The organism is Microtetraspora malaysiensis, from assembly GCF_050947145.1.
In the GTDB taxonomy this organism is placed as follows: Bacteria; Actinomycetota; Actinomycetes; order Streptosporangiales; family Streptosporangiaceae; genus Microtetraspora_A; species Microtetraspora_A malaysiensis.
On record NZ_CP191998.1, the window covers coordinates 8,258,788 to 8,278,545 of the forward strand.

Annotated in this window: 13 protein-coding genes; 5 read left to right on the forward strand and 8 right to left on the reverse strand. The window is 70.3% G+C overall.

Translation table 11 applies throughout. The features are described 5' to 3' along the window. Positions 1-2 precede the first annotated feature (2 nt). The 5 genes from ACQP1V_RS38555 to glgP form a co-directional block, all read right to left on the reverse strand. Positions 3-281, reverse strand: coding sequence for a hypothetical protein (locus ACQP1V_RS38555; RefSeq protein WP_433415819.1), 279 nt, complete (start codon positions 279-281; stop codon positions 3-5). Positions 282-520: 239 nt separating this feature from the next. Further along, a complete protein-coding gene (locus ACQP1V_RS38560; protein ID WP_387414991.1) occupies positions 521-1,294 on the reverse strand; it encodes an enoyl-CoA hydratase/isomerase family protein in 774 nt (257 codons plus the stop codon). Between the two features lie 62 nt (positions 1,295-1,356). After that, on the reverse strand, positions 1,357-2,394 hold the full coding sequence (locus ACQP1V_RS38565) for a glycosyltransferase family 4 protein (protein WP_433415821.1): 1,038 nt from the start codon (positions 2,392-2,394) through the stop codon (positions 1,357-1,359). Positions 2,395-2,469: 75 nt separating this feature from the next. Further along, on the reverse strand, positions 2,470-4,593 hold the full coding sequence (locus ACQP1V_RS38570) for an amylo-alpha-1,6-glucosidase (RefSeq protein WP_433415824.1): 2,124 nt from the start codon (positions 4,591-4,593) through the stop codon (positions 2,470-2,472). A gap of 101 nt (positions 4,594-4,694) precedes the next feature. Then, positions 4,695-7,292 carry an alpha-glucan family phosphorylase gene (gene glgP, locus ACQP1V_RS38575; protein ID WP_387414995.1) on the reverse strand — a complete coding sequence of 866 codons (2,598 nt, stop codon included), beginning with the start codon at positions 7,290-7,292 and terminating at the stop codon, positions 4,695-4,697. A gap of 539 nt (positions 7,293-7,831) precedes the next feature. On the opposite strand from glgP, the gene ACQP1V_RS38580 reads away from it, so the two are divergent. The 3 genes from ACQP1V_RS38580 (at position 7,832) to ACQP1V_RS38590 (ending at position 13,060) form a co-directional block, all read left to right on the forward strand. After that, the gene (locus tag ACQP1V_RS38580) at positions 7,832-9,877 is read left to right on the forward strand and encodes an alpha-1,4-glucan--maltose-1-phosphate maltosyltransferase (RefSeq protein ID WP_433415828.1); all 2,046 of its coding nucleotides are present in this window, start codon (positions 7,832-7,834) and stop codon (positions 9,875-9,877) included. Positions 9,878-9,980: 103 nt separating this feature from the next. After that, positions 9,981-11,705, forward strand: a complete 1,725-nt coding sequence (gene treS / locus ACQP1V_RS38585; RefSeq protein ID WP_433426100.1) for a maltose alpha-D-glucosyltransferase — start codon at positions 9,981-9,983, stop codon at positions 11,703-11,705. Next, positions 11,702-13,060 (forward strand): maltokinase N-terminal cap-like domain-containing protein, encoded by a 1,359-nt coding sequence (locus ACQP1V_RS38590; RefSeq protein WP_433415831.1) that lies wholly within the window; start codon positions 11,702-11,704, stop codon positions 13,058-13,060. Before treS ends, ACQP1V_RS38590 begins: the two co-directional genes overlap by 4 nt. Here the strand turns inward: ACQP1V_RS38590 and ACQP1V_RS38595 are convergent. Both ACQP1V_RS38595 and ACQP1V_RS38600 read right to left on the reverse strand, forming a co-directional pair. Next, on the reverse strand, positions 13,044-13,460 hold the full coding sequence (locus ACQP1V_RS38595; RefSeq protein WP_433415834.1) for a hypothetical protein: 417 nt from the start codon (positions 13,458-13,460) through the stop codon (positions 13,044-13,046). The two genes, ACQP1V_RS38590 and ACQP1V_RS38595, sit on opposite strands and share 17 nt — an antisense overlap. Then, a complete protein-coding gene (locus ACQP1V_RS38600; RefSeq protein WP_387415002.1) occupies positions 13,453-13,704 on the reverse strand; it encodes a ribbon-helix-helix protein, CopG family in 252 nt (83 codons plus the stop codon). Before ACQP1V_RS38600 ends, ACQP1V_RS38595 begins: the two co-directional genes overlap by 8 nt. Before the next feature lie 232 nt (positions 13,705-13,936). On the opposite strand from ACQP1V_RS38600, the gene glgB reads away from it, so the two are divergent. Together glgB and sppA are read left to right on the forward strand one after the other, a co-directional pair. Beyond that, positions 13,937-16,090, forward strand: coding sequence for a 1,4-alpha-glucan branching protein GlgB (gene glgB / locus ACQP1V_RS38605; RefSeq protein ID WP_433415837.1), 2,154 nt, complete (start codon positions 13,937-13,939; stop codon positions 16,088-16,090). A gap of 64 nt (positions 16,091-16,154) precedes the next feature. After that, positions 16,155-17,840 (forward strand): signal peptide peptidase SppA, encoded by a 1,686-nt coding sequence (gene sppA / locus ACQP1V_RS38610; RefSeq protein ID WP_433415840.1) that lies wholly within the window; start codon positions 16,155-16,157, stop codon positions 17,838-17,840. 49 nt (positions 17,841-17,889) lie between these two features. Here sppA and ACQP1V_RS38615 read toward each other — a convergent pair whose 3' ends face one another. Beyond that, positions 17,890-19,722 (reverse strand): asparagine synthase-related protein, encoded by a 1,833-nt coding sequence (locus ACQP1V_RS38615; RefSeq protein WP_433415842.1) that lies wholly within the window; start codon positions 19,720-19,722, stop codon positions 17,890-17,892. Positions 19,723-19,758: the final 36 nt, after the last annotated feature.

Consider the following 19,758-nt stretch of genomic DNA (forward strand, 5'->3'; position numbering starts at 1 on the left):
GGCTACTCCACGTCCGCGGCCACGGTCTCCCGGGCCCGCGACTCGGTCCGCAGCTCAGCCCGGAGCGCGTCGATCGCCTGCCACACGAGCATCTCGTTCTGCAGCAGGCGGTCGAGGGCGTCGGCGGTCTCGGTCGCCAGCCGGTGCGCGTCGGCGCCCTTGGGATCGGGCGTGGGGGCCTTGGGCGGGGTGATGATCGCCTTCCTCATCTGGTCGACCTCTCCGCGCAGCGCCGCGACCTCCTTGCGCAGCAGCTGGACCTCCCACAGAGCGTCCTTCACGTCTTTGCGATGCTCTGTCTTGGTGACGTACCGCGCGTCTATCCGGGAGCGCGCCGCCCGTCGGAGCCGGGCAGGGATCAGTGCGCGTATGAACCGCATAAACCGACACCATAGCGGCAAAGTCTGGCAATTTTCGGAGTCTATTTATTTGCCGGCCCGCGCCGACTATCGCGCCATTTTTCGCGCGGTTCCGTGCCCGCTCCCCTATCAGGCGAACGGGCGCGGTCCCGGCTTTCCGGTCAGCGGCCGGTGAACTTCGGGCGGCGCTTCTCCGCGAACGCCCCCATGCCCTCCTTGGCGTCCTCGGTGGCGAACAGACCGGAGAACTGCAGCCGCTCGATCTCCAGGCCGGTGTCGAGGTCGGTCTCCAGGCCCTGGTCGATGGCCTGCTTCGCGGCGCGGATCGCCACGGCGGGGCCGCCCACGAAGGTCGCGGCCAGCTCAAGCGCGGCGGTGTAGACCTCGTCGTCCGGGACCACCCGATCCACCAGGCCGATCGCCAGCGCCTCGGCCGCGTCCACGTGCCTGCCGGTGTAGATCAGGTCCTTGGCCTTGGCCGGGCCGACGAGCCGGGGCAGCCGCTGGGTGCCGCCCGCTCCGGGGATGATGCCCAGCGTGATCTCCGGCTGGCCCAGCTTGGCGCTCTCCCCCGCCACCCGGAAGTCGGCGCACAGGGCCAGCTCACAACCGCCTCCCAGGGCGTACCCGGTGATCGCCGCGACGACGGGCTTGCCGATCGCGGCGACGGCGGTGAAGCAGGACTGCAACGCCCTGGAGTGCAGCGCCATGTCGGCGTAGGACATGCCGGCCATCTCCTTGATGTCGGCGCCGGCCGCGAACACCCGCTCGCCACCGTAGATGATCACCGCGGCGACCATCGGATCCGCGTCCACGACCCGGGCGCACTCGGCGATCTCCTCCTGGACCTGCCGGTTCAGGGCGTTCATCTTGGGCCGGTCGAGCCGGATGGTCGCGATCTGGTCGCTGATCTCAACGCTGACGAACTCGCCCATGACACCGTCGTCCCTTCGGTTAGCCGACACGCATCGCCACACGTTCCCGTGGCGTGACCACCCTACGACCGGGCCAACGGAAGATCGCGGGGTGATCCGGCCTGGCAGCCCTGGACGACCCGCCGGTAGACGTGCTCGTACCCCCTGACCATGACGGGGACGTCGAAGTGGCGGGCGGCGTGGGCGCGGCAGGCCCCCGGGTCCAGGCTCTCCGCCGCCTCGACCGCCGCGGGCAGCTCGGCCAGCCGGCCCCGGACGAACCCGGTCACCCCGTCCACCACGATCTCCGGGACCGCCCCCCGGCCGAGCGCCACGACCGGCGTGCCGCAGGCCATCGCCTCGATCATCGTCATGCCGAACGGCTCCTCCCACTGGAGGGGGAAGAGCAGGCAGCGGGCCTTGGACAGCAGCTCGCGCTTCAGCTCGGCGTCCGCCTCACCGACGTACTGCACCCCCTGGCCGAGCCGCGGCTTGACGTACGCCTCGAAATAGGAGTGCTCGATCTCCTCCGAGCGCTTGCCCGCCAGGATGATGCGGCGGCCCACGGCGCGGGCGACCTCGATCGCGAGATGCGGCCCCTTGTCCGGGTTGAACCGGCCGAGCCAGAGGACCCAGTCCTCCTTGAGATCGCGGAACGGGAAGGACTCGACGTCGACCGCGTTGTGCACCCGGCCCACCCAGTCGAGGTGCGCGCCGCGGGCGCGCTGCGCGGCGGAGATCGCGACCAGCGCGACGCTCGCGTCGAGCGCCCGGTAGTAGTCGCCCATCTCGCCGGTGACCGTGCCGTGGCAGGTGACCACCGTCGGCGCGGCCCGGCTCCCCGCACCGAGCGGGCCGGCCAGCGAATGGTCGTGGACCACGTCGACCACGAGGTCCTCCAGCATCCGCTCCACCTTGGCCGCGTGCAGCAGCTCCGGCACCGGGTCCCCGATCCGCTGCGACGGCGGCTGCTCGTACGTGCGCAGGTCCACTCCCCGCCCCGCGCCGATCAGGGTCACCTGGTGGCCGTGCCGTACGAGCCCGGCGACCAGGTCGGCGACCATCGACTCGATGCCCCCGTAACCGCGCGGCGGGACCTCGTACCAGGGCGGCGCGATCATGGCGATCCGAAGAGGGGCGGATCTGTGTCCCTTCCGCTGCGGATTGCACGCTTCCATCTCCCGCCTCCGTTGCTGTCAGGCGTTCACGACCATCGCGCTGATCGGGGAGCGCGCCTCGCGCATGATCTCGATGCCCTCCGGGAGGCCGGTGATCCGGGCGACGCCCTCCTCGCCGACCTCGATGTCGACCCGCGTCCCCGCGATGCGCAGGCCGATGACGCTGAGCGCCCCGAACCCCTCCGGCAGCGCCGGGTCGATCCACAGCTTCCGGTACGGCACCCACGGGTCGAACCGCAGCAGGGTCCGCAACATGTGGATGGGCGTCGCCGCGGCCCACGCCTGCGGCGAGCACGACGTCGGGTACGGCACCGGCACGGGGAAGTCCCGGCGGTCGAACCCGCAGTAGAGCTCGGGTAACCGCCCCCCGAACGCCTTGGCCGCGTCGAGGACGGCCGTGATGACCCGCTGGGACTCCGCGACGAAGCCGTAGCGCATCAGCCCGCCCGCCACGATGGCGTTGTCGTGCGGCCAGACCGACCCGTTGTGATAGCTCATCGGGTTGTACGCGGCCATGTCCGTGGAGAGCGTCCTGACGCCGAACCCGCTGAACATCGCGTCCGACATCAGGTGGCCGGCCACGATCCGGGCCCGCTCCGGCGCGACGATGCCGGTCCACAGGCAGTGGCCCATGTTGGAGGCGAGGCTGTCGATGGGCACGCCGCTGCGGTCGAGCCCGATCGCGTAGTAGCCGCGGTCCGGCAGCCAGAACCGCTCGTTGAACGCCGCACGGATGCGCTGCGCGCGCTCCTTGCACCGCCGCTCCGTCTCGGTGTCGCCCGCCTCGTGGGCGAAGTGGCCGCGCGCGATGTAGGCGGAATACACGTACCCCTGCACCTCGGCGAGCGCGATGGGCGGCCGGGCCAGCGTGCCGTCGGCGAAGTTGACCCCGTCGAAGGAGTCCTTCCACCCCTGGTGGATCAGGCCCTGGTCGGTCTTGCGGCAGTACCAGAGGAACTCGTCCGCGCCACCGTAGTTCTCGATCCAGGCGAGGGCGGCGTCGGCGGGCGGCAGCAGTTCCTCGACCTCCTGCCGGTGCAGCCCCCAGCGGCGCAGCTCGCCGAGAAGCATCACGAACAGCGGCGTCGCGTCGACCGAGCCGTAGTAGACGTTCCCGCCGAGCGGCGAGGTGGGCGTCGCCACGCCGAACCGCAGCTCGTGCAGGATCTTGCCCGGCTCCTCCTCCGTCAGCGGGTTCACCCGCGTGCCCTGCAGCCGGGCCAGCCGGCGCAGCGTGCCGAGCGCGAGCGACCGGTCCAGCGTCAGCGCGAACCACGAGGCCAGCAGCGAGTCACGACCGAACAGGGTCATGAACCAGGGGGCGCCCGCCGCGATCGACGGCGGATCCTCCGGATATTCGGCCTCGAACAGCCGGAGCGACCCGAGGTCCTCCCGCGCGGCGCGCACCGCCTGGGTGAGGAAGGCGTCCGACGTCACGACCTCCGGGACCTGCCGCTCCCAGTCGGCCCGCCGTACGGCCGGTTCCGCCCGTTCGAGGGCGGCGAACCAGGCCTGCGACTCCTCCTCCTCGATGATCGGGTTCACGTGGACCGCGGCGAGCCACTCGCCCCGCGCGGGCACGACGACCCGGAAGGTCAGCAGGCCGGGTACGGCCAGCACGCCCGCGGAGAGGACCGCCACCCCCCTGCCCCGGCTCATGGAGTAGATCCGCACGCCGTCCGGGCTGGTCGTGACGTCGATGTCGGGGACATGGTGAACCCGGTCGGTCTTGACCTCGAACAGATCGGCCACGTCCGAGGCGACGTGCAGCTCGACCACGCACCCGGCCGCCTCGTCGGAGAGATTGCGCAGCGTGATGTCCTCGCGCAGCCCGCCGCCGACGTACCGGTCGCGCAGCACCAGCAGGCTGCTCTCCGCGCGGCCGGGACGCGGCCGGGTCCGGCCGAGGAACACCGCGTGGTACGGCTCGGCCGGCAACACCTGCAACGGCTCGATCGGAGCCTCGTCCACCCGGAGCTCCCACCGGCAGAGCAGCCGGGTGTCGGCGTGGTAGACGCCCTGGGCGCCACCCGGAACGATGTCGCCGTTCCGGTCGGACACGCAGAACGAGCTGCCCTCGACCAGCGTCACCGCCGCGCCCCCCAGCGCGGACGGCTGCCCCTCGAACGTCCAACCGTTCATGATCCCCCCAGGACCGGTTCGTTCGATTCATCCAGTTTGCCTCCTGCGGGCGTGGAGCCCGCGGGGAGCGCCCGGATGCCGGCCGTACCGGTCAGGGAAGGTCAGCGGAGGGTGCCGTTGGTCATTCCCACAGGCTCCTCCGGCACGGCGATCAGGCCGAGCTCGGCCGGCGAGACCATGAGCGGGTGGTGCGGCACGACCCGCACCGTGTAGCCGAAGGCGCCCGTCCGGTCCAGCGGCAGCGTGCCGACGCAGTGCGCCCGGCCGTCGTCGCCCACCGACTCCAGCGCCAGCGTGATGCACGCGGGGTCGATCAGCTCGTCGTGCGCCCCGACCCGGCCGTACGCCGCCTGGACCGCCACGTCGTCCGGCGACAGCTCGCCCAGCGCGACCGTGGCGCGCAGTTCGAGCGTCGCGCCGAGCTCGGGGGTGTCGCCGATGCCGGACGCCTCGACGTGCTCCACCCGGACACCCGGCCAGGCGCGGGTGACCCGCAGCTTCCAGGCCGCGAACGCCTTGGCGTCCCGGAAGCCGTCCTCGGACAGGGTCCGCGCCGAACCGGCGGCCGGGGTGTAGAGATCGACAACGTAGTCGCGCAGCATCCGCCCGGCCAGAACCTTCGGCCCGAGCGAGGTCAGCGTGTGCTTGACCATCTCCATCCAGCGCCGCGGCAGCCCGTCCGCGGCCCGGTCGTAGAACCGGTCCGCGACCTCGCGCTCGATCAGGTCGTACAGCGCGGTCGCCTCCAGCTCGTCCCTGCGCTCGGGGTCGGTGACGCCGTCGGCGGTCGGGATGGCCCAGCCGTTGTTGCCGTCGTACCACTCCTCCCACCAGCCGTCCCGGATGGACAGGTTGAGACCCCCGTTGAGCGCCGCCTTCATGCCCGAGGTGCCGCACGCCTCCAGGGGACGCAGCGGGTTGTTCATCCAGACGTCGCAGCCGGTGACCATGAACTGGGCCAGCGCCATGTCGTAGTCGGGCAGGAAGACGATGCGGTGCCGCACGTCCTCCTCGTCGGCGAACTTCACGATCTGCTGGATGAGCTTCTTGCCCCCCTCGTCGGCGGGGTGAGCCTTGCCGGCGATCACGATCTGCACCGGCTTCTCAGGGTCCAGCAGCAGCGCGCGCAGCCGGTCGGGGTCGCGCAGCATGAGCGTCAGGCGCTTGTAGGACGGCACGCGCCGGGCGAAGCCCATCGTCAGCACGCCCGGGTCGAGCGCCTCGTCGGTCCAGCCCAGCTCGGCGTCCGACGCGCCGCGCTCGCGCCAGGAGCGCCTGATGCGCGTGCGCGCCTCCCCGACGAGCCGGGCCCGCAGCCGCCCGCGGATGTCCCAGATCTCGTGGTCGGAGAGCTTCTGCACCGCGTCCCAGCCCTGGCCCGTCTCGACCACCCCCGGCAGCTCCCGGTCGGCCAGCTCCATCACCTCGCGGCCGACCCACGTCGGGGCGTGCACACCGTTGGTGATCGAGCCGATCGGGATCTCGTCGATGTCGAACCCGGGCCACAGGCCGTGGAACATCTCCCGGCTCACCCCGCCGTGCAGCAACGACACGCCGTTGACCCGCTGGGCCAGCCGCATGCCCATGACCGCCATGTTGAAGACGGCCTTCTCGCCGTCCACCGCGTCCGGCTCGGCGCCGAGCTCCAGGATGCGCTCGACGTTCACCGTCGGCCAGGCGTTGGCCCCGCCGAACTGCCGGGCGATCATCTCCATCGGGAACCGGTCGATCCCCGCCGGAACCGGCGTGTGCGTGGTGAACACGGTGCCCGCGCGCACCGCCTCGAGCGCCTCCTCGAAGGAGAGCCGGGCCTCGGTGAGCTCGCGGATGCGTTCGAGGCCGAGGAAGCCCGCGTGCCCCTCGTTGGTGTGGAAGACCTCGGGCTCCGGATGCCCGGTGATGCGGCAGTACGCCCGCAGGGCGCGGACGCCTCCGATGCCGAGGAGCAGCTCCTGCACCAGGCGGTGGTCGCCGCCGCCGCCGTAGAGGCGGTCGGTCACGTCCCTGGCCGCGGCGTCGTTGTCGGCGACGTCGGAGTCGAGCAGGAGCAGCGGCACCCGCCCGACCTGGGCCACCCAGATCTGGGCGTGCAGGGTGCGCGGGCCGGGCAGGCCGAGCCTGATCCTGGCCGGGGAGCCGTCCCGGTTCTTGAGGAGGGTGAGCGGCAGGCCGCCGGGATCGAGCGACGGGTAGTGCTCCAGCTGCCAGCCTTCGGGTGAGAGCGACTGCGAGAAGTAGCCGTGCCGGTAGAGCAGCCCCACGGCCAGGATCGGCACGCCGAGGTCGCTCGCGGCCTTCAGGTGGTCGCCCGCCAGGATGCCGAGGCCGCCGGAGTACTGCGGGAGCGCGGCGGCGATGCCGTACTCGGGCGAGAAATAGCCGATGGCGGCGGGCGCGCCGTCCTGCGACTGGTACCAACGCGGAGCGGTCATGTACTCGCGAAGGTCGTCCGAGGCGTCGGCCAGCCGGCGGAGGAACCGCCGGTCCTGGGCGAGGGCGCGCAGCCGGTCGGCCTCGACCGCGCCGAGCAGCGCGACGGGGTCGTGACCGACCCGCTCCCAGACCTCGGGATCCACCTCGGCGAACAGATCCATCGTCTCCGGGTGCCATGACCAGCGCAGATTGTGGACCAGCTCGCCCAGCGGCGCGAGCTCGGGAGGGAGGACGGTGCGGACGGTGAACCTGCGGATTGCTCTCACGGGGCCAGACCCTAGTTACTCAGCGCCACGGCGCGCGACCAAAACACTCGTGTCCACGAAAGCGCCTCCCAGGCGCGGGAGCGCCATAACACTTGGTCATGCCCGGCGGATCGGCGGCGCCACGCGCCACGCCCGCCCGGCACTCCCGGGTCACGTCCGGCAAACCCACGCCCCGCCACGCGCGGCCGGTACGGCGCTCGCCACAGGGCGGCGTTTGTCAGACGCTCCTTACCGCTCTCACCATTAAGAAACCGCCTCAAACATCACCAAGTCGCCAGTCTGCCGGTGATCTCCGTTGCGAGCGTGCGGCAGGCCTGTCCGGAATCGAGGCACCACGGGTAAAGGAACGAACACCGGGTGCGATCTCTCCTCCCCGCGGGTAAAAGGGGGCCATTGGGGCACCCCCCTGTAGGAGCGGCCCCTCCGGCTACTCCCACCGCGATGCACCGAATGACACAGAACACCTTGAAGAACCACAGATCGACGCTTGCCTTGGAACTCCGGCGGCACCGGGTGTGCCGTCGCTAACGTGAATGACGATGATCGGACGAATCCCAATCCTGGACATCCACCCCGTCGTCGACTGCGGGCGCTGGCCCGCCAAGGCGGCCGCGGGCGAAACCTTCGAGATCAGCGCCACCGTGTTCCGCGAGGGGCACGACGCCGTGGCCGCCGGGGTCGTCCTGATCGACCCCGACGGGAACCCCGGCCGGCTGCTGCCCATGCGCGAGCCGGCGCCGGGCACCGACCGCTGGGTCGTGGAGGTACAGCTCCCCGACGAGGGCATGTGGCAGTTCCGCGTCGAGGCGTGGGGCGATCCGATCGCCACCTGGCTGCACGACGCCGGCATCAAGATCCCGCGCAACATGGACGCCGAGCTGATGTGCGAGGAGGGCGCCCGGCTGTTCGACCGGGCCGCCCGCGGCGTACGGCCGGCCGAGTGCCCGGGCGTGGACGACGGCGGGACGTGCGGCCACCGCGCGGCGTTCCTCGCGATCGCGGCGCGGCTCCGCGACGACAACCTGGACCCGCGGGCCAGGTTTTCGGTCGTCCAGCTTCCGGAGACGGCGGCGCTGATCGCGTCGCACCCGTTGCGGGCCCTGGTCACCAGATCCGGCAGGAACCGGGTGATCGTGGACCGGCGCCGGGCGCTTTTCGGATCGTGGTACGAGCTCTTCCCCCGGTCGGAGGGAGCGGTCGTCACGGAGGGCGCCACCCCCAAATCCGGAAATTTCAAGACCGCGGGGAATCGGCTGCCGGCCATCGCCCGGATGGGGTTCGACGTCGTCTACCTGCCGCCCGTCCACCCGATCGGCCACCAATACCGCAAGGGCCGCAACAACACCCTCACGCCCGAGCCGTACGAGCCGGGGTCACCATGGGCGATCGGCTCGGAGGAGGGCGGGCACGACGCGATCCACCCCGACCTCGGCACCCTGGAGGACTTCGACGACTTCGTCGCCAGGGCGCGCGAGCTGGGCATGGAGATCGCGCTCGACCTGGCCCTGCAGTGCTCCCCCGACCACCCCTGGGTGAAGGAGCACCCGGAGTGGTTCAACATCAGGGCCGACGGATCCATCGCGTACGCGGAGAACCCGCCGAAGAAGTACCAGGACATCTATCCGCTGAACTTCGACCAGGACCCCGAGGGGCTCTACGCCGAGGTCAAGCGGGTGGTCCGGCACTGGATGGATCACGGGGTGCGGATCTTCCGGGTGGACAACCCGCACACCAAGCCGGTGAACTTCTGGGAGCGGCTGCTCGCCGACATCGCGAGCACCGACCCCGACGTGCTGTTCCTCGCCGAGGCGTTCACCCGCCCGCCGATGATGCAGACGCTGGCCAAGGTCGGGTTCCACCAGTCGTACACCTACTTCACCTGGCGGAACACCAAGCCCGAGATCGAGGAGTACCTCACCGAGCTGTCCCAGGAGACGGCGCACTTCCTGCGCCCCAACCTGTTCGTCAACACGCCGGATATCCTGCATGAATACCTGCAACACGGCGGCGTTCCGGCGTTCAAGATCAGGGCGGTCCTGGCGGCGCTGATGTCGCCGACCTGGGGTGTCTACGCGGGCTACGAGCTCGCCGAGAACACCCCGGTCCGCCCCGGCAGCGAGGAATACCTCGATAGCGAGAAATATCAGTACAAGCCCCGCGACTGGGTGGGCGCCGAGCGAGAGGGGCGCAGCCTCGCGCCGTTCATCACACGGCTCAATTTGTTGAGAAGAGCCCACCCGGCACTCCAGGAGTTGCGTAACCTACGGTTTCACAACGTCGACCAGCCGGCGCTGATCTGCTTCTCAAAGCGACTGCCCGGCGCCTATGACACGGCCACACGACGGCACGGAATAGGCGATGTCGTCCTGGTCGTCGTCAATTTGGATCCGCAAAACACGCACGAGGCCACGGTCCACCTGGACATGCCGGCCCTCGGTCTCGACTGGCAAGCCGAGTTCGTCGTGGACGACGAGCTGTCGGGCGAGTCGTATCGCTGGCGGCAGTCCAACTACGTGCGGCTCGACCCGCACGTCCATCCTGCCCACATCTTCACGCTGCGCAGCGGGCCCCCTCACCGTCCATGAGCGCGGCGACGCACATCCGGGGAGTCAACAGTTGACTGAGCGAAGCGACCCCACGACAAGCGAGGAGCCGGTGGAACAGCCCGCCGCCGGCTCGGTGCACGCCCTGGGCGAGCCGATCCCGAACACCTTCTCCCCGGAGAAGCCGCGTGACCAGTACTGGTACATGCGCGCGGTCTTCTACGAGGTGCTGATCCGCGGCTTCGCCGACTCCAACGGGGACGGCACCGGCGACATCCGCGGCCTGATCGAGAAGCTCGACTACCTGCAGTGGCTCGGGGTCGACTGTCTCTGGCTGCTGCCGCTGTACGAGTCGCCGCTGCGGGACGGCGGGTACGACATCGCCGACTTCATGAAGATCCTGCCCGACTTCGGCGACCTCGGGGACTTCATCCGACTGGTGGACGAGGCACACAAGCGCGGCATCCGCGTCATCGCCGACCTCGTCATGAACCACACCAGCGACCAGCACCCGTGGTTCCAGGCGTCGCGGCACGACCCGGAGGGCCCGTTCGGCGACTTCTACGTCTGGCACGACACCGACGAGGAGTACCCGGACGCCCGGATCATCTTCGTGGACACCGAGTCGTCCAACTGGACGTACGACCCGGTGCGCGGCCAGTACTACTGGCACCGCTTCTTCCACCACCAGCCGGACCTCAACTACGACAACCCGGCCGTGCAGGAGGCCATGCTGGAGGTCCTGCGCTTCTGGCTCGACCTCGGCATCGACGGCTTCCGCATGGACGCCATCCCGTACCTCTTCGAGCAGAACGAGACGAACTGCGAGAACCTGCCGCAGACCCACGCGTACCTCAAGCGGGTGCGAGCCGAGGTGGACCGGCTCTACCCGGACCGGGTGCTGCTCGCCGAGGCCAACCAGTGGCCCGCCGACGTGGTCGAGTACTTCGGCGACCCGGTGACCGGCGGCGACGAGTGCCACATGGCCTTCCACTTCCCGCTGATGCCGCGCATCTTCATGGCGGTCAGGCGGGAGTCGCGCTATCCCATCTCCGAGATCCTCGCCCAGACGCCGAAGATCCCGGAGAACTGCCAGTGGGGCATCTTCCTGCGCAACCACGACGAGCTGACGCTCGAGATGGTCACCGACGAAGAGCGCGACTACATGTACTCCGAGTACGCCAAGGACCCCCGGATGCGCGCCAACGTGGGCATCCGGCGCCGCCTCGCGCCGCTGCTCGACAACGACAGGAACCAGATCGAGCTGTTCACCGCACTGCTGCTCAGCCTGCCGGGCTCCCCCGTCCTCTACTACGGCGACGAGATCGGCATGGGCGACAACATCTGGCTGGGCGACCGGGACGGCGTACGCACGCCCATGCAGTGGACGCCCGACCGCAACGCCGGCTTCTCGACCTGCGACCCCGGCCGCCTCTACCTGCCGCTGATCATGGACCCGATCTACGGATACCAGGCGATCAACGTCGAAGCGCAGCAGAAGAGCCCCAGCTCGCTGCTGCACTTCACCAAGCGCATGATCGAGATCCGCAAGCGCCATGCGGTGTTCGGCCTCGGCGAGTTCACCGAGCTGAACTCCTCCAACCCCAGCGTCCTCGCGTTCATCAGGGAGCTGGGCAACGACCGGGTGCTGTGCGTCAACAACCTGTCCCGCTTCCCGCAGCCGGTCGAGCTGGACCTGCGCAGGTTCGAGGGATCCACGCCGGTGGAGTGCATGGGCGGCGTCCCGTTCCCGGCAGTCGGCGAACTCCCGTATCTTCTGACGCTTCCTGGGCATGGTTTCTACTGGTTCACCCTTCCAGTACCCCCCGACGCGGCCGAGAAGGACGCGGTCGGCACCAAGGAGGCATGACGACTTCGCTCCAGGAGCTCCTCGCCGGCTGGATCACCGGGCAGCGGTGGTTCGCCGGCAAGGGGCGCGCGATCGACGACCTGTCCATCGAACACCGCACCGACATCGTGACGGGCGATCCGAGCCTGCTGCACCTCATCCTGTCCGTACGGCAGGGCGAGCGGTGCACCCGGTACCAGGTCCTCGTCGGCCTGCGGTCGAACCTGCCCGACCGGCTCAAACACGCACTGATCGGGCCATGGGAACGGGACGGCGACGAGTGCGCCGCCTACGACGCGGCGCACGACGCGGAGCTGACCCGGATCCTGCTGGAGGCGATGGAGTCCTTCCGCCGGGAGGAGGAGCTCGCCTTCCACCGCGTCCCCGACGTCGAGATCGACACCTCCCTGCGCAGCCTGGTGCTGACCGCGGAACAGTCGAACACCTCGCTCGTCTACGGCGACCGGTACATCCTCAAGCTGTTCCGGCAGATCACCCCGGGGGTCAACCCCGAGCTGGAGGTGGTCGGCGCGCTCGCCGCGGCCGGCTCCACGCACGTCGCCCGGCCGTACGGCTGGATCGACACGGAGCTGGACGGCGAGACCACCACGCTGGCGATCATGCAGGAGTTCCTCGCCAACGCCAACGAGGGCTGGGCGATGGCCCTGACCAGCGTCCGCGACCTGTACGCGTCCGCGCCCGAGGTGAGCGCCGAGGAGGCGGGCGGCGACTTCGCCGCCGAGGCGTCCCGGCTGGGGATCGCCACCGCGGAGGTCCACCGGGAGCTGGGGACGGCGTTCCCGACCGGCGTGATCGAGACGCCCGAGGTCAAGCGGATGGCCGAGCGGCTGCGCCGCCGTCTGGACGAGGCGGTGGCCGAGGTGCCCCAGCTCGCCGCGCACGCGTCGGTGGCGCACGCGGCGTACGACAGGCTGGCCGATCTGGGGCGGACGGTGGCCGTGCAGCGGGTCCACGGCGACTACCACCTGGGCCAGGTGATGCGGACGCCGAGCGACTGGGTCGTCCTGGACTTTGAGGGCGAGCCGGGCCAGCCCCTCTCGGAGCGGCGCGGGCTGGACTCGCCCCTGCGGGACGTGGCGGGGATGCTCCGCTCGTTCGACTACGCGGCGCGCCACCTGCTCGCCGGGCACCCGGAGGGCGCCGCGCTGCAGGAGCGGGCCGATGTGTGGTCGGCGCGCAACCGGGCCGCCTTCCTCGCCGGCTATTCCGAGGGCGGGGGCCGGATCACCGCCGACGACGCCGTGCTGCTGCGCGCGCTGGAGCTGTCCAAGGCCGTCTACGAGGTGGTCTACGAGGCGCGCAACCGCCCGTCCTGGCTCCCGATCCCCCTCGCCGCCTTCAGATCTCAACGATGAGCAGAGAGACCTCGCGTCCGGCGAACCCCCACGACGCGTCGTCCGCGGTGAGCACGGGCCAGTTCCGTTCCGTCGCGCATACGGCGGCATGCCCGAACGAGAGCCGGTGCTCCGGCTTGACCACGTCCTCGCCGTACATCCGGACATGGATGTTGTAGGCGCGGCGGGTGGAGAGCTCGTCGTACAGGACCGTGATCCGATCCAGCATGGTGAGGATGTTGTTCAGCTCGTGGATCTCCTGGACGTCGAGCAAGGCGGTGGCCAGCGACGTCGTGGGCACCAGGAGGGACGTGGCGGTGCGGTACGCCTGATCCACGACGTGGACCAAGTCCGGGTTGTCATGGGCCAGCGCGAGCACCGCGGTGTGGTCGAGCACCAGCCCGGACAGCCCACTAGGCACCGTCGGCCTGCCCGAACCACTCGGCGATCTTGCGCCGGGAGCGTTCGAACCGTTCCGGGTCCTTCTCCCTGGCCCGCTCAAGCGCGGCGTCGATGACCACGCGCGACATGGACGCCCGGTCGATCTCCTTGATCGCCGCCGAGGTGAGGAACGCGGACACGGAATCGGCCTTCTTGGCGTCGACCAGCTCCTGGATCGCCTCGGCGACCTCGTCCGGCACCGAGATGGACAGCTTCCTTGTCACGCCAGCGACCCTACCCTTGGTAGTACCGGAAATACTACCGGCAGCCGAGGCGGCACCACCGGCCTCACTCTTCACAATCGTCCGACTACGCGCGGCGAAACCGTAGCGAACGGTCAGGCTGCCTTGCAGGAGTCCCAGGAAGCCGCGTGGGCCGGCCCACCGGGACGCACAGAACACGGATCTTTCACGCGTGGGGATGGGTGTCCGGCGCGGTGCGGGGCAGGGTTAGAGAATGGATCTCGAGCGGTTGGCCGGCGGCGCACATCACGACCCACATTCCATCCTCGGCGCGCACCCGGAGCGTGACGGCGTCACGATCCGGACGCTGCGCCCCCTCGCCGAGAAGGTCGAGGCCCTCGTGGACGGCAGAGCGTACGAGATGCGCCACGTCGCCTCGGGTGTGTTCGAGGTGACCGTCCCGGGTCTGGACAAGATCCCGGACTATCTGCTGCGGATCACCTATCCGGGGGCTCCGCCGCACGAGACGGCGGACCCCTACCGGCACTGGCCGACGCTGGGCGAGGTGGACCTGCACCTGATCGCCGAGGGACGGCACGAGCGGCTGTGGGAGGTGCTCGGGGCGCGCGTGCTGCGCCACGAGGACACCGACGGCACCGCGTTCGCCGTCTGGGCGCCGAACGCGCTCGGCGTCCGGGTGATCGGCGATTTCAACCACTGGGACGGCGCCGGGCATCCCATGCGCTCGCTCGGCCGCTCCGGCGTGTGGGAGCTGTTCGTCCCGGAGATCGGCGCAGGCACCCACTACAAGTTCGCGGTCCTCGGCGTGGACGGGGTGTGGCGTGAGAAGGCCGACCCCATGGCCCGCCACACCGAGATCCCTCCGGCGACCGCCTCGATCGTCGAGACGTCCGCGTACGAGTGGCGTGACGACGCGTGGCTGGCGGAGCGGGCCGGGCGCACCGCGGTGGCCGAGCCGATGAGCGTCTACGAGGTGCATCTCGGCTCGTGGCGGCCCGGCCTCTCCTATCGCGACCTCGCCTCCGAGCTGGTCGCGTACGTCAAGGAGATGGGCTTCACGCACGTGGAGTTCATGCCGGTGGCGGAGCATCCGTTCGGCGGCTCGTGGGGGTACCAGGTCACCTCCTACTACGCGCCGACATCGCGTTTCGGCACACCCGACGATTTCCGCCACCTCGTGGACGAGCTGCACCGCGCGGACATCGGAGTGATCGTCGACTGGGTGCCCGCGCACTTCCCGATGGACGAGTGGGCGCTGGCCCGCTTCGACGGCACCCCGCTGTACGAGCACGCGGACCCGCACCGCGGCGAGCACCCGGATTGGGGCACCTATGTGTTCGACTTCGGGCGGAACGAGGTGCGCAACTTCCTGGTGGCCAACGCGCTCTACTGGCTCAGGGAGTTCCACGTGGACGGGCTGCGGGTCGACGCCGTGGCCTCGATGCTGTACCTCGACTACTCGCGGCGCGAGGGCGAGTGGACGCCGAACATCTACGGCGGCCGGGAGAACCTGGACGCGATCGAGTTCCTCAAGGAGATGAACGAGGTCAGCTACCGCGAGGTCCCCGGCATCGTGACGATCGCCGAGGAGTCCACCGCCTGGCCGGGCGTCTCGCGCCCCGTCCACCTGGGCGGTCTCGGCTTCGGCTTCAAGTGGAACATGGGCTGGATGCACGACACGCTGGCCTACCTCGCGCATGAGCCGATCTTCCGGCAGTACCACCACCATCAGATGACGTTCTCGCTGATGTACGCGTACTCGGAGAACTTCGTGCTGCCGCTGTCGCACGACGAGGTGGTCCACATGAAGGGGTCGCTGCTCGGCAAGATGCCGGGCGACGAGTGGCAGCGTTTCGCCAACCTCCGCGCGCTGTACGGCTTCATGTGGGCGCATCCAGGCAAGCAACTGCTGTTCATGGGCGGCGAGTTCGGCCAGGGGTCGGAGTGGTCGGAGTCGAAGGGGCTCGACTGGTGGGTGCTCGACTTCGACTTCCACCAGGGGGTGCAGCGGCTGGTCCGCGACCTCAACCGGGCCTATCGCGACACGCCCGCCCTGTACGCGCTGGACAGCGACCCCGCCGGCTTCCGGTGGATCGACGCCGACGACGCCCAGGGGAACGTGTTCTCCTTCCTGCGGTACGACGGGTCGGGCTCGGTGCTGGCCTGCGTGTCCAACTTCTCGGGGGCGCCGCACGAGGACTACCGCCTCGGCCTGCCCACGCCCGGGAGGTGGGAGGAGGTCGTCAACACCGACGCGTACGACTACGCGGGGAGCGGCGTCGGCAACATGGGCGCGGTGGAGGCGGTCGAGGAGCCGCACCACGGCCTCCCCTGCTCGGCGCGGCTCCGCATGCCCCCGCTGGCGACCGTCTGGCTGCGCCGTACCGGGGAGGACGAGGAGAGCTGAGCAAACCCGAAGGAACGGGACAAGACCCCGCCGGACCTCCAGAACCGTCACTTATGGTGGCACTATGGACGCGACGAAAGCGATCTTCGATACGGTCGACCGGCTGCGGCAGCGCCGCACCGCACCGCTGATCCTCGAACTCGACCTGACCGAGGGCCTCACCGAAGGGCCGCCGGTCGATCCGCTGGGCGCGATCCTGTCCATGCGCAAGGCGCGGCTGGCCGACGTGCTCTCCGGGCTGAAGCGGGCCCGCCAGGACTCCCGGGTACGCGCGGTCATCGTCAAGATCGGCGGGCACCCGCTTGGGCTGGCCATGGTCCAGGAGCTGCGGACCGCCCTCCTCCACCTGCGCGCCGCCGGGAAGCTGACCGTCGCGTTCGCCGAGACCTTCGGGGAGTTCGCCGCCGGCACCGTGCCGTACTACCTGGCCAGCGCGTGCGAGCGGGTCTACCTGCAGCCGTCCGGCGACCTCGGGCTGACGGGCATCTCGCTGGAGCAGCGGTTCGTACGGGACGCGCTGGCCAAGGCCGGCGTGGAGTACCAGCTCGGCCAGCGGTACGAGTACAAGACCGCGGCCAACATGTTCACCAAGAACCACATGACCGACGCGCACCGCGAGTCCGTGACCCGGATCGCCGAGTCGGTGACCGAGCAGATCGTGAAGGGCATCGCCGACGCGCGTTCCCTCACCCCTGAGCGGGTCCGCGAGCTGATCGACCAGGGACCGTTCGTCGGGGCGGAGGCGCTGGAGGCGGGTCTCGTCGATGCCCTGAAATATCGGGACGAGGTGTACACCGAGACGGTCGGGGACGCCCACCTGCTCTACGTCGCCCGGTACGCGAGGGGCCCGCTGCCCAAGAAGCTCCCGCACCCGGGCGAGCCCGTCGTCGCCCTGGTCCACGGCCTCGGCGCGATCCGCCTGGGGCGCAGCGGCCGTTCCCCGCTCGGCGGCGGGACCTCGATGGGCTCCGACACGATCTGCGCCGCGCTGCGCTCGGCCCGCCGGGACGACAGGGTGAAGGCGATCGTGTTCCGGGTGGACAGCCCCGGCGGGTCGTACGTCGCCTCGGACGCGATCTGGCGCGAGGTGGTGCTGGCGCGCAAGGCGGGCAAGCCGGTCGTCGTCTCGATGGGCGACCTCGCCGCCTCCGGCGGATACTTCGTGTCGATGGCCGCCGACGTGATCGTGGCCCAGCCCGGCACGCTCACCGGATCCATCGGCGTGTTCGGCGGCAAGCCGGTCGTCGAGGACCTGCTGAACAAGATCGGCGTGGTCACGGAGACGGTGGTCGAGGGGGCCAACGCCGGCATGTTCTCCCCCACGCGCGAGTTCTCCGGGCAGCAGTGGGACCGGGTCAACGCCTGGCTCGACCGCATCTACGAGGACTTCGTGGGCAAGGTGGCGCAGGGACGCGGGCTGGACCGGGACCGGGCGCACGAGCTGGCCAGGGGACGTGTCTGGACCGGGGCCGACGCGCTTGAGGGCCGCCTGGTGGACGAGCTCGGCGGCCTGGAGGACGCCCTCGCCCTGGCCAGGAAGAAGGCCGGGCTCGCCGTGGACGCGCCGGTCAGGACATATCCGCGGATGCACCCTCTTGAGCGGCTGCGTCCGCCGGAGTCGAGCGAGGACCGGTCGGCCGCCGCCAGGATCCGCCTGGAGGCGTGGGGGCCGATGGCCCGCATGGCCGCCGAGCTCGGCCTCCCGGCGTACGGCCCGCTCATGCTCCCCGGCGGGTGGACCATCCGCTGACGTTGCGGGCGGGCCGGGGTCCGCACCCCCGGCCCGCCGGCAAAGCGCCCTACCGGGGGATGAGCACCTCGACGGGGTCCAAGCCGTCCGGCGCGCTGCCGGGGTACAGCTCGGACAGCATCGCGCCGACCGTGTAGAGATTCCAGGCGAGGGCGGGCTGCTTGACCGCCGGCGCGGCGAACATCTCCTCGACGGCGTCCTTCCTGACGATGTCCCAGAGGACGTCGCCGTCCAGCACGCCCTCGCGCAGGACCGCGGTGAGCCGCTCGCCGGGGCTGGTCCGCCAGTTCCAGCCGGCCGCCCCCTTCTTCTTCGTCGCGCCCTTCTGCACCGCCGCGCCCTTCTGCGTCGCCGGGGCGGGTGTCCGCCGCCGGGCGAGCAGGGACTCCCACCGGGAGGGAGCGCGCTCGGCCCTGAACCTCCATTCGGTGCCCTCGATCGGAATCCGCCGCAGTTCCGGGGCGAACATGCCGATCAGCTCGTGCACGACCTCCTCCGAGCGGCGCCACATCGGATCGAGCGCGAGCGCGGCGGCCACCACCCGGTTGTCGAGGAAAGGCTGCACGGCGTCTCCCCTCCTCAGGGATCCCGCGCGTGCCGCCGCGTGCCACCTGCCCACCCGATAGGTGACGTACAAGTGGTCGAGAACCCGCGCGGGGTCGGCCGCGGCCCGCTCCTGCCAGGGCGCGGCGAGGTCCCGGGCGTGCGCGTTGGCCTCCTCCGTGAAAAGGTGCTCGTCCTTCAGGAAGAAGGCGTCCACTCTGCGGCGCATCGCCTGGGGCGCGGGATTGCCCTGGCTGTAGAGGAACCCGCCGCGCAGGATCTCGCCGCTCTGCCCGGACATGGTCAGCCGGGAGCTGTACGGCAGGTACTCGACGATGGTCTCGTAGGCGGAGGTCATGCCTTCACACGTGCGCAGCACCTCGAACGTACGGCGGAGCGGGTGCTCCACCAGCACCGCGTCCCGCTGCTCCGTGCGCTTCGGCGGGATCACCGTGTGCTCGACCCCGAGTTTCGCGGCGATCTGCCGCGCGATCACCACATCGGGGTGGTCGTCCAGACCGTTGGTCGTCACCCGGAACGGGACCTTGGCCGCGTGGAGCAGGGCCGCCATGAGCCGGCTGTCCCGTCCCCCGGTGAGCGCGAGATTCACCTGGTCGGTGAGCGGCCGGACCGTCTCCAGCAGCGCTTCGGCGAGCCCCTCGATCGCACCCCGCATGGCCCGGCGGGACGACGGTACGGGTCCCGACTCGGGCAACGGGACCGAGGTGACCGTCCGGACCCCGTCGCGGATCTCCAGCGTCGTCGCCGGCGGCAGCGCGCGTACCCCCTCGAAGGGCGTCTCGTCGGACAGGAAGTAGCCCTGCCGCACCATCGACTGGAGGGCCGGCGCATCCCACCTGACCGGCCGGCCGCCGCGTGCGATCAGGTGCACGAGCAGCGCGCGGGTCCCCACGACATGCAGTTCCGGGGTCTCGGCGTAGAAGATTCCGCACGCCCGCGTGATGTCGGTGACCGCCGTCATCTCCCCGGGCCCGACGCGAAGCGCCGCGAAGCATCCCCGCGTCCGGTGGGCGGTGTCCCCCATCGATGACGCGTCGAGGAGATCACGCGTCGCGCTCCACTCAAGCAGGGTTCCGGTGACGCCGATGGCCCGGGAATCCGTCGCCGTGATCAGGGGCGGCCGGGTGCCGCTCTCCCCCTCGTTCCCCCAGCCGAGCAACACGGCCCCCGGAAATCGCCGCTCCACGGCGGCGACGGTGTCCGGCGGCACCGGGAAGAACTGGTCGACCAGGCTCTCCGCGTGTCGGATCACCTGGTCGAGGAACCCCGTCGGAGCCCTGACCTTGCTCACCACGGCGAGGAAAACGCGCACTTCCACCTCACAGAATCAGATCGGGACGGCCGTCCGCGATGC

Bases quoted from the DNA above. Each gene is read 5' to 3' on its own strand.
- ACQP1V_RS38570 (WP_433415824.1), bottom strand. From the start codon at position 4,593: ATGAACGGTTGGACGTTCGAGGGGCAGCCGTCCGCGCTGGGGGGCGCG.
- ACQP1V_RS38560 (WP_387414991.1), bottom strand. From the start codon at position 1,294: ATGGGCGAGTTCGTCAGCGTTGAGATCAGCGACCAGATCGCGACCATC.
- ACQP1V_RS38590 (WP_433415831.1), top strand. From the start codon at position 11,702: ATGACGACTTCGCTCCAGGAGCTCCTCGCCGGCTGGATCACCGGGCAG.
- sppA (WP_433415840.1), top strand. From the start codon at position 16,155: ATGGACGCGACGAAAGCGATCTTCGATACGGTCGACCGGCTGCGGCAG.
- glgB (WP_433415837.1), top strand. From the start codon at position 13,937: ATGGATCTCGAGCGGTTGGCCGGCGGCGCACATCACGACCCACATTCC.
- ACQP1V_RS38580 (WP_433415828.1), top strand. From the start codon at position 7,832: ATGATCGGACGAATCCCAATCCTGGACATCCACCCCGTCGTCGACTGC.
- ACQP1V_RS38565 (WP_433415821.1), bottom strand. From the start codon at position 2,394: ATGATCGCGCCGCCCTGGTACGAGGTCCCGCCGCGCGGTTACGGGGGC.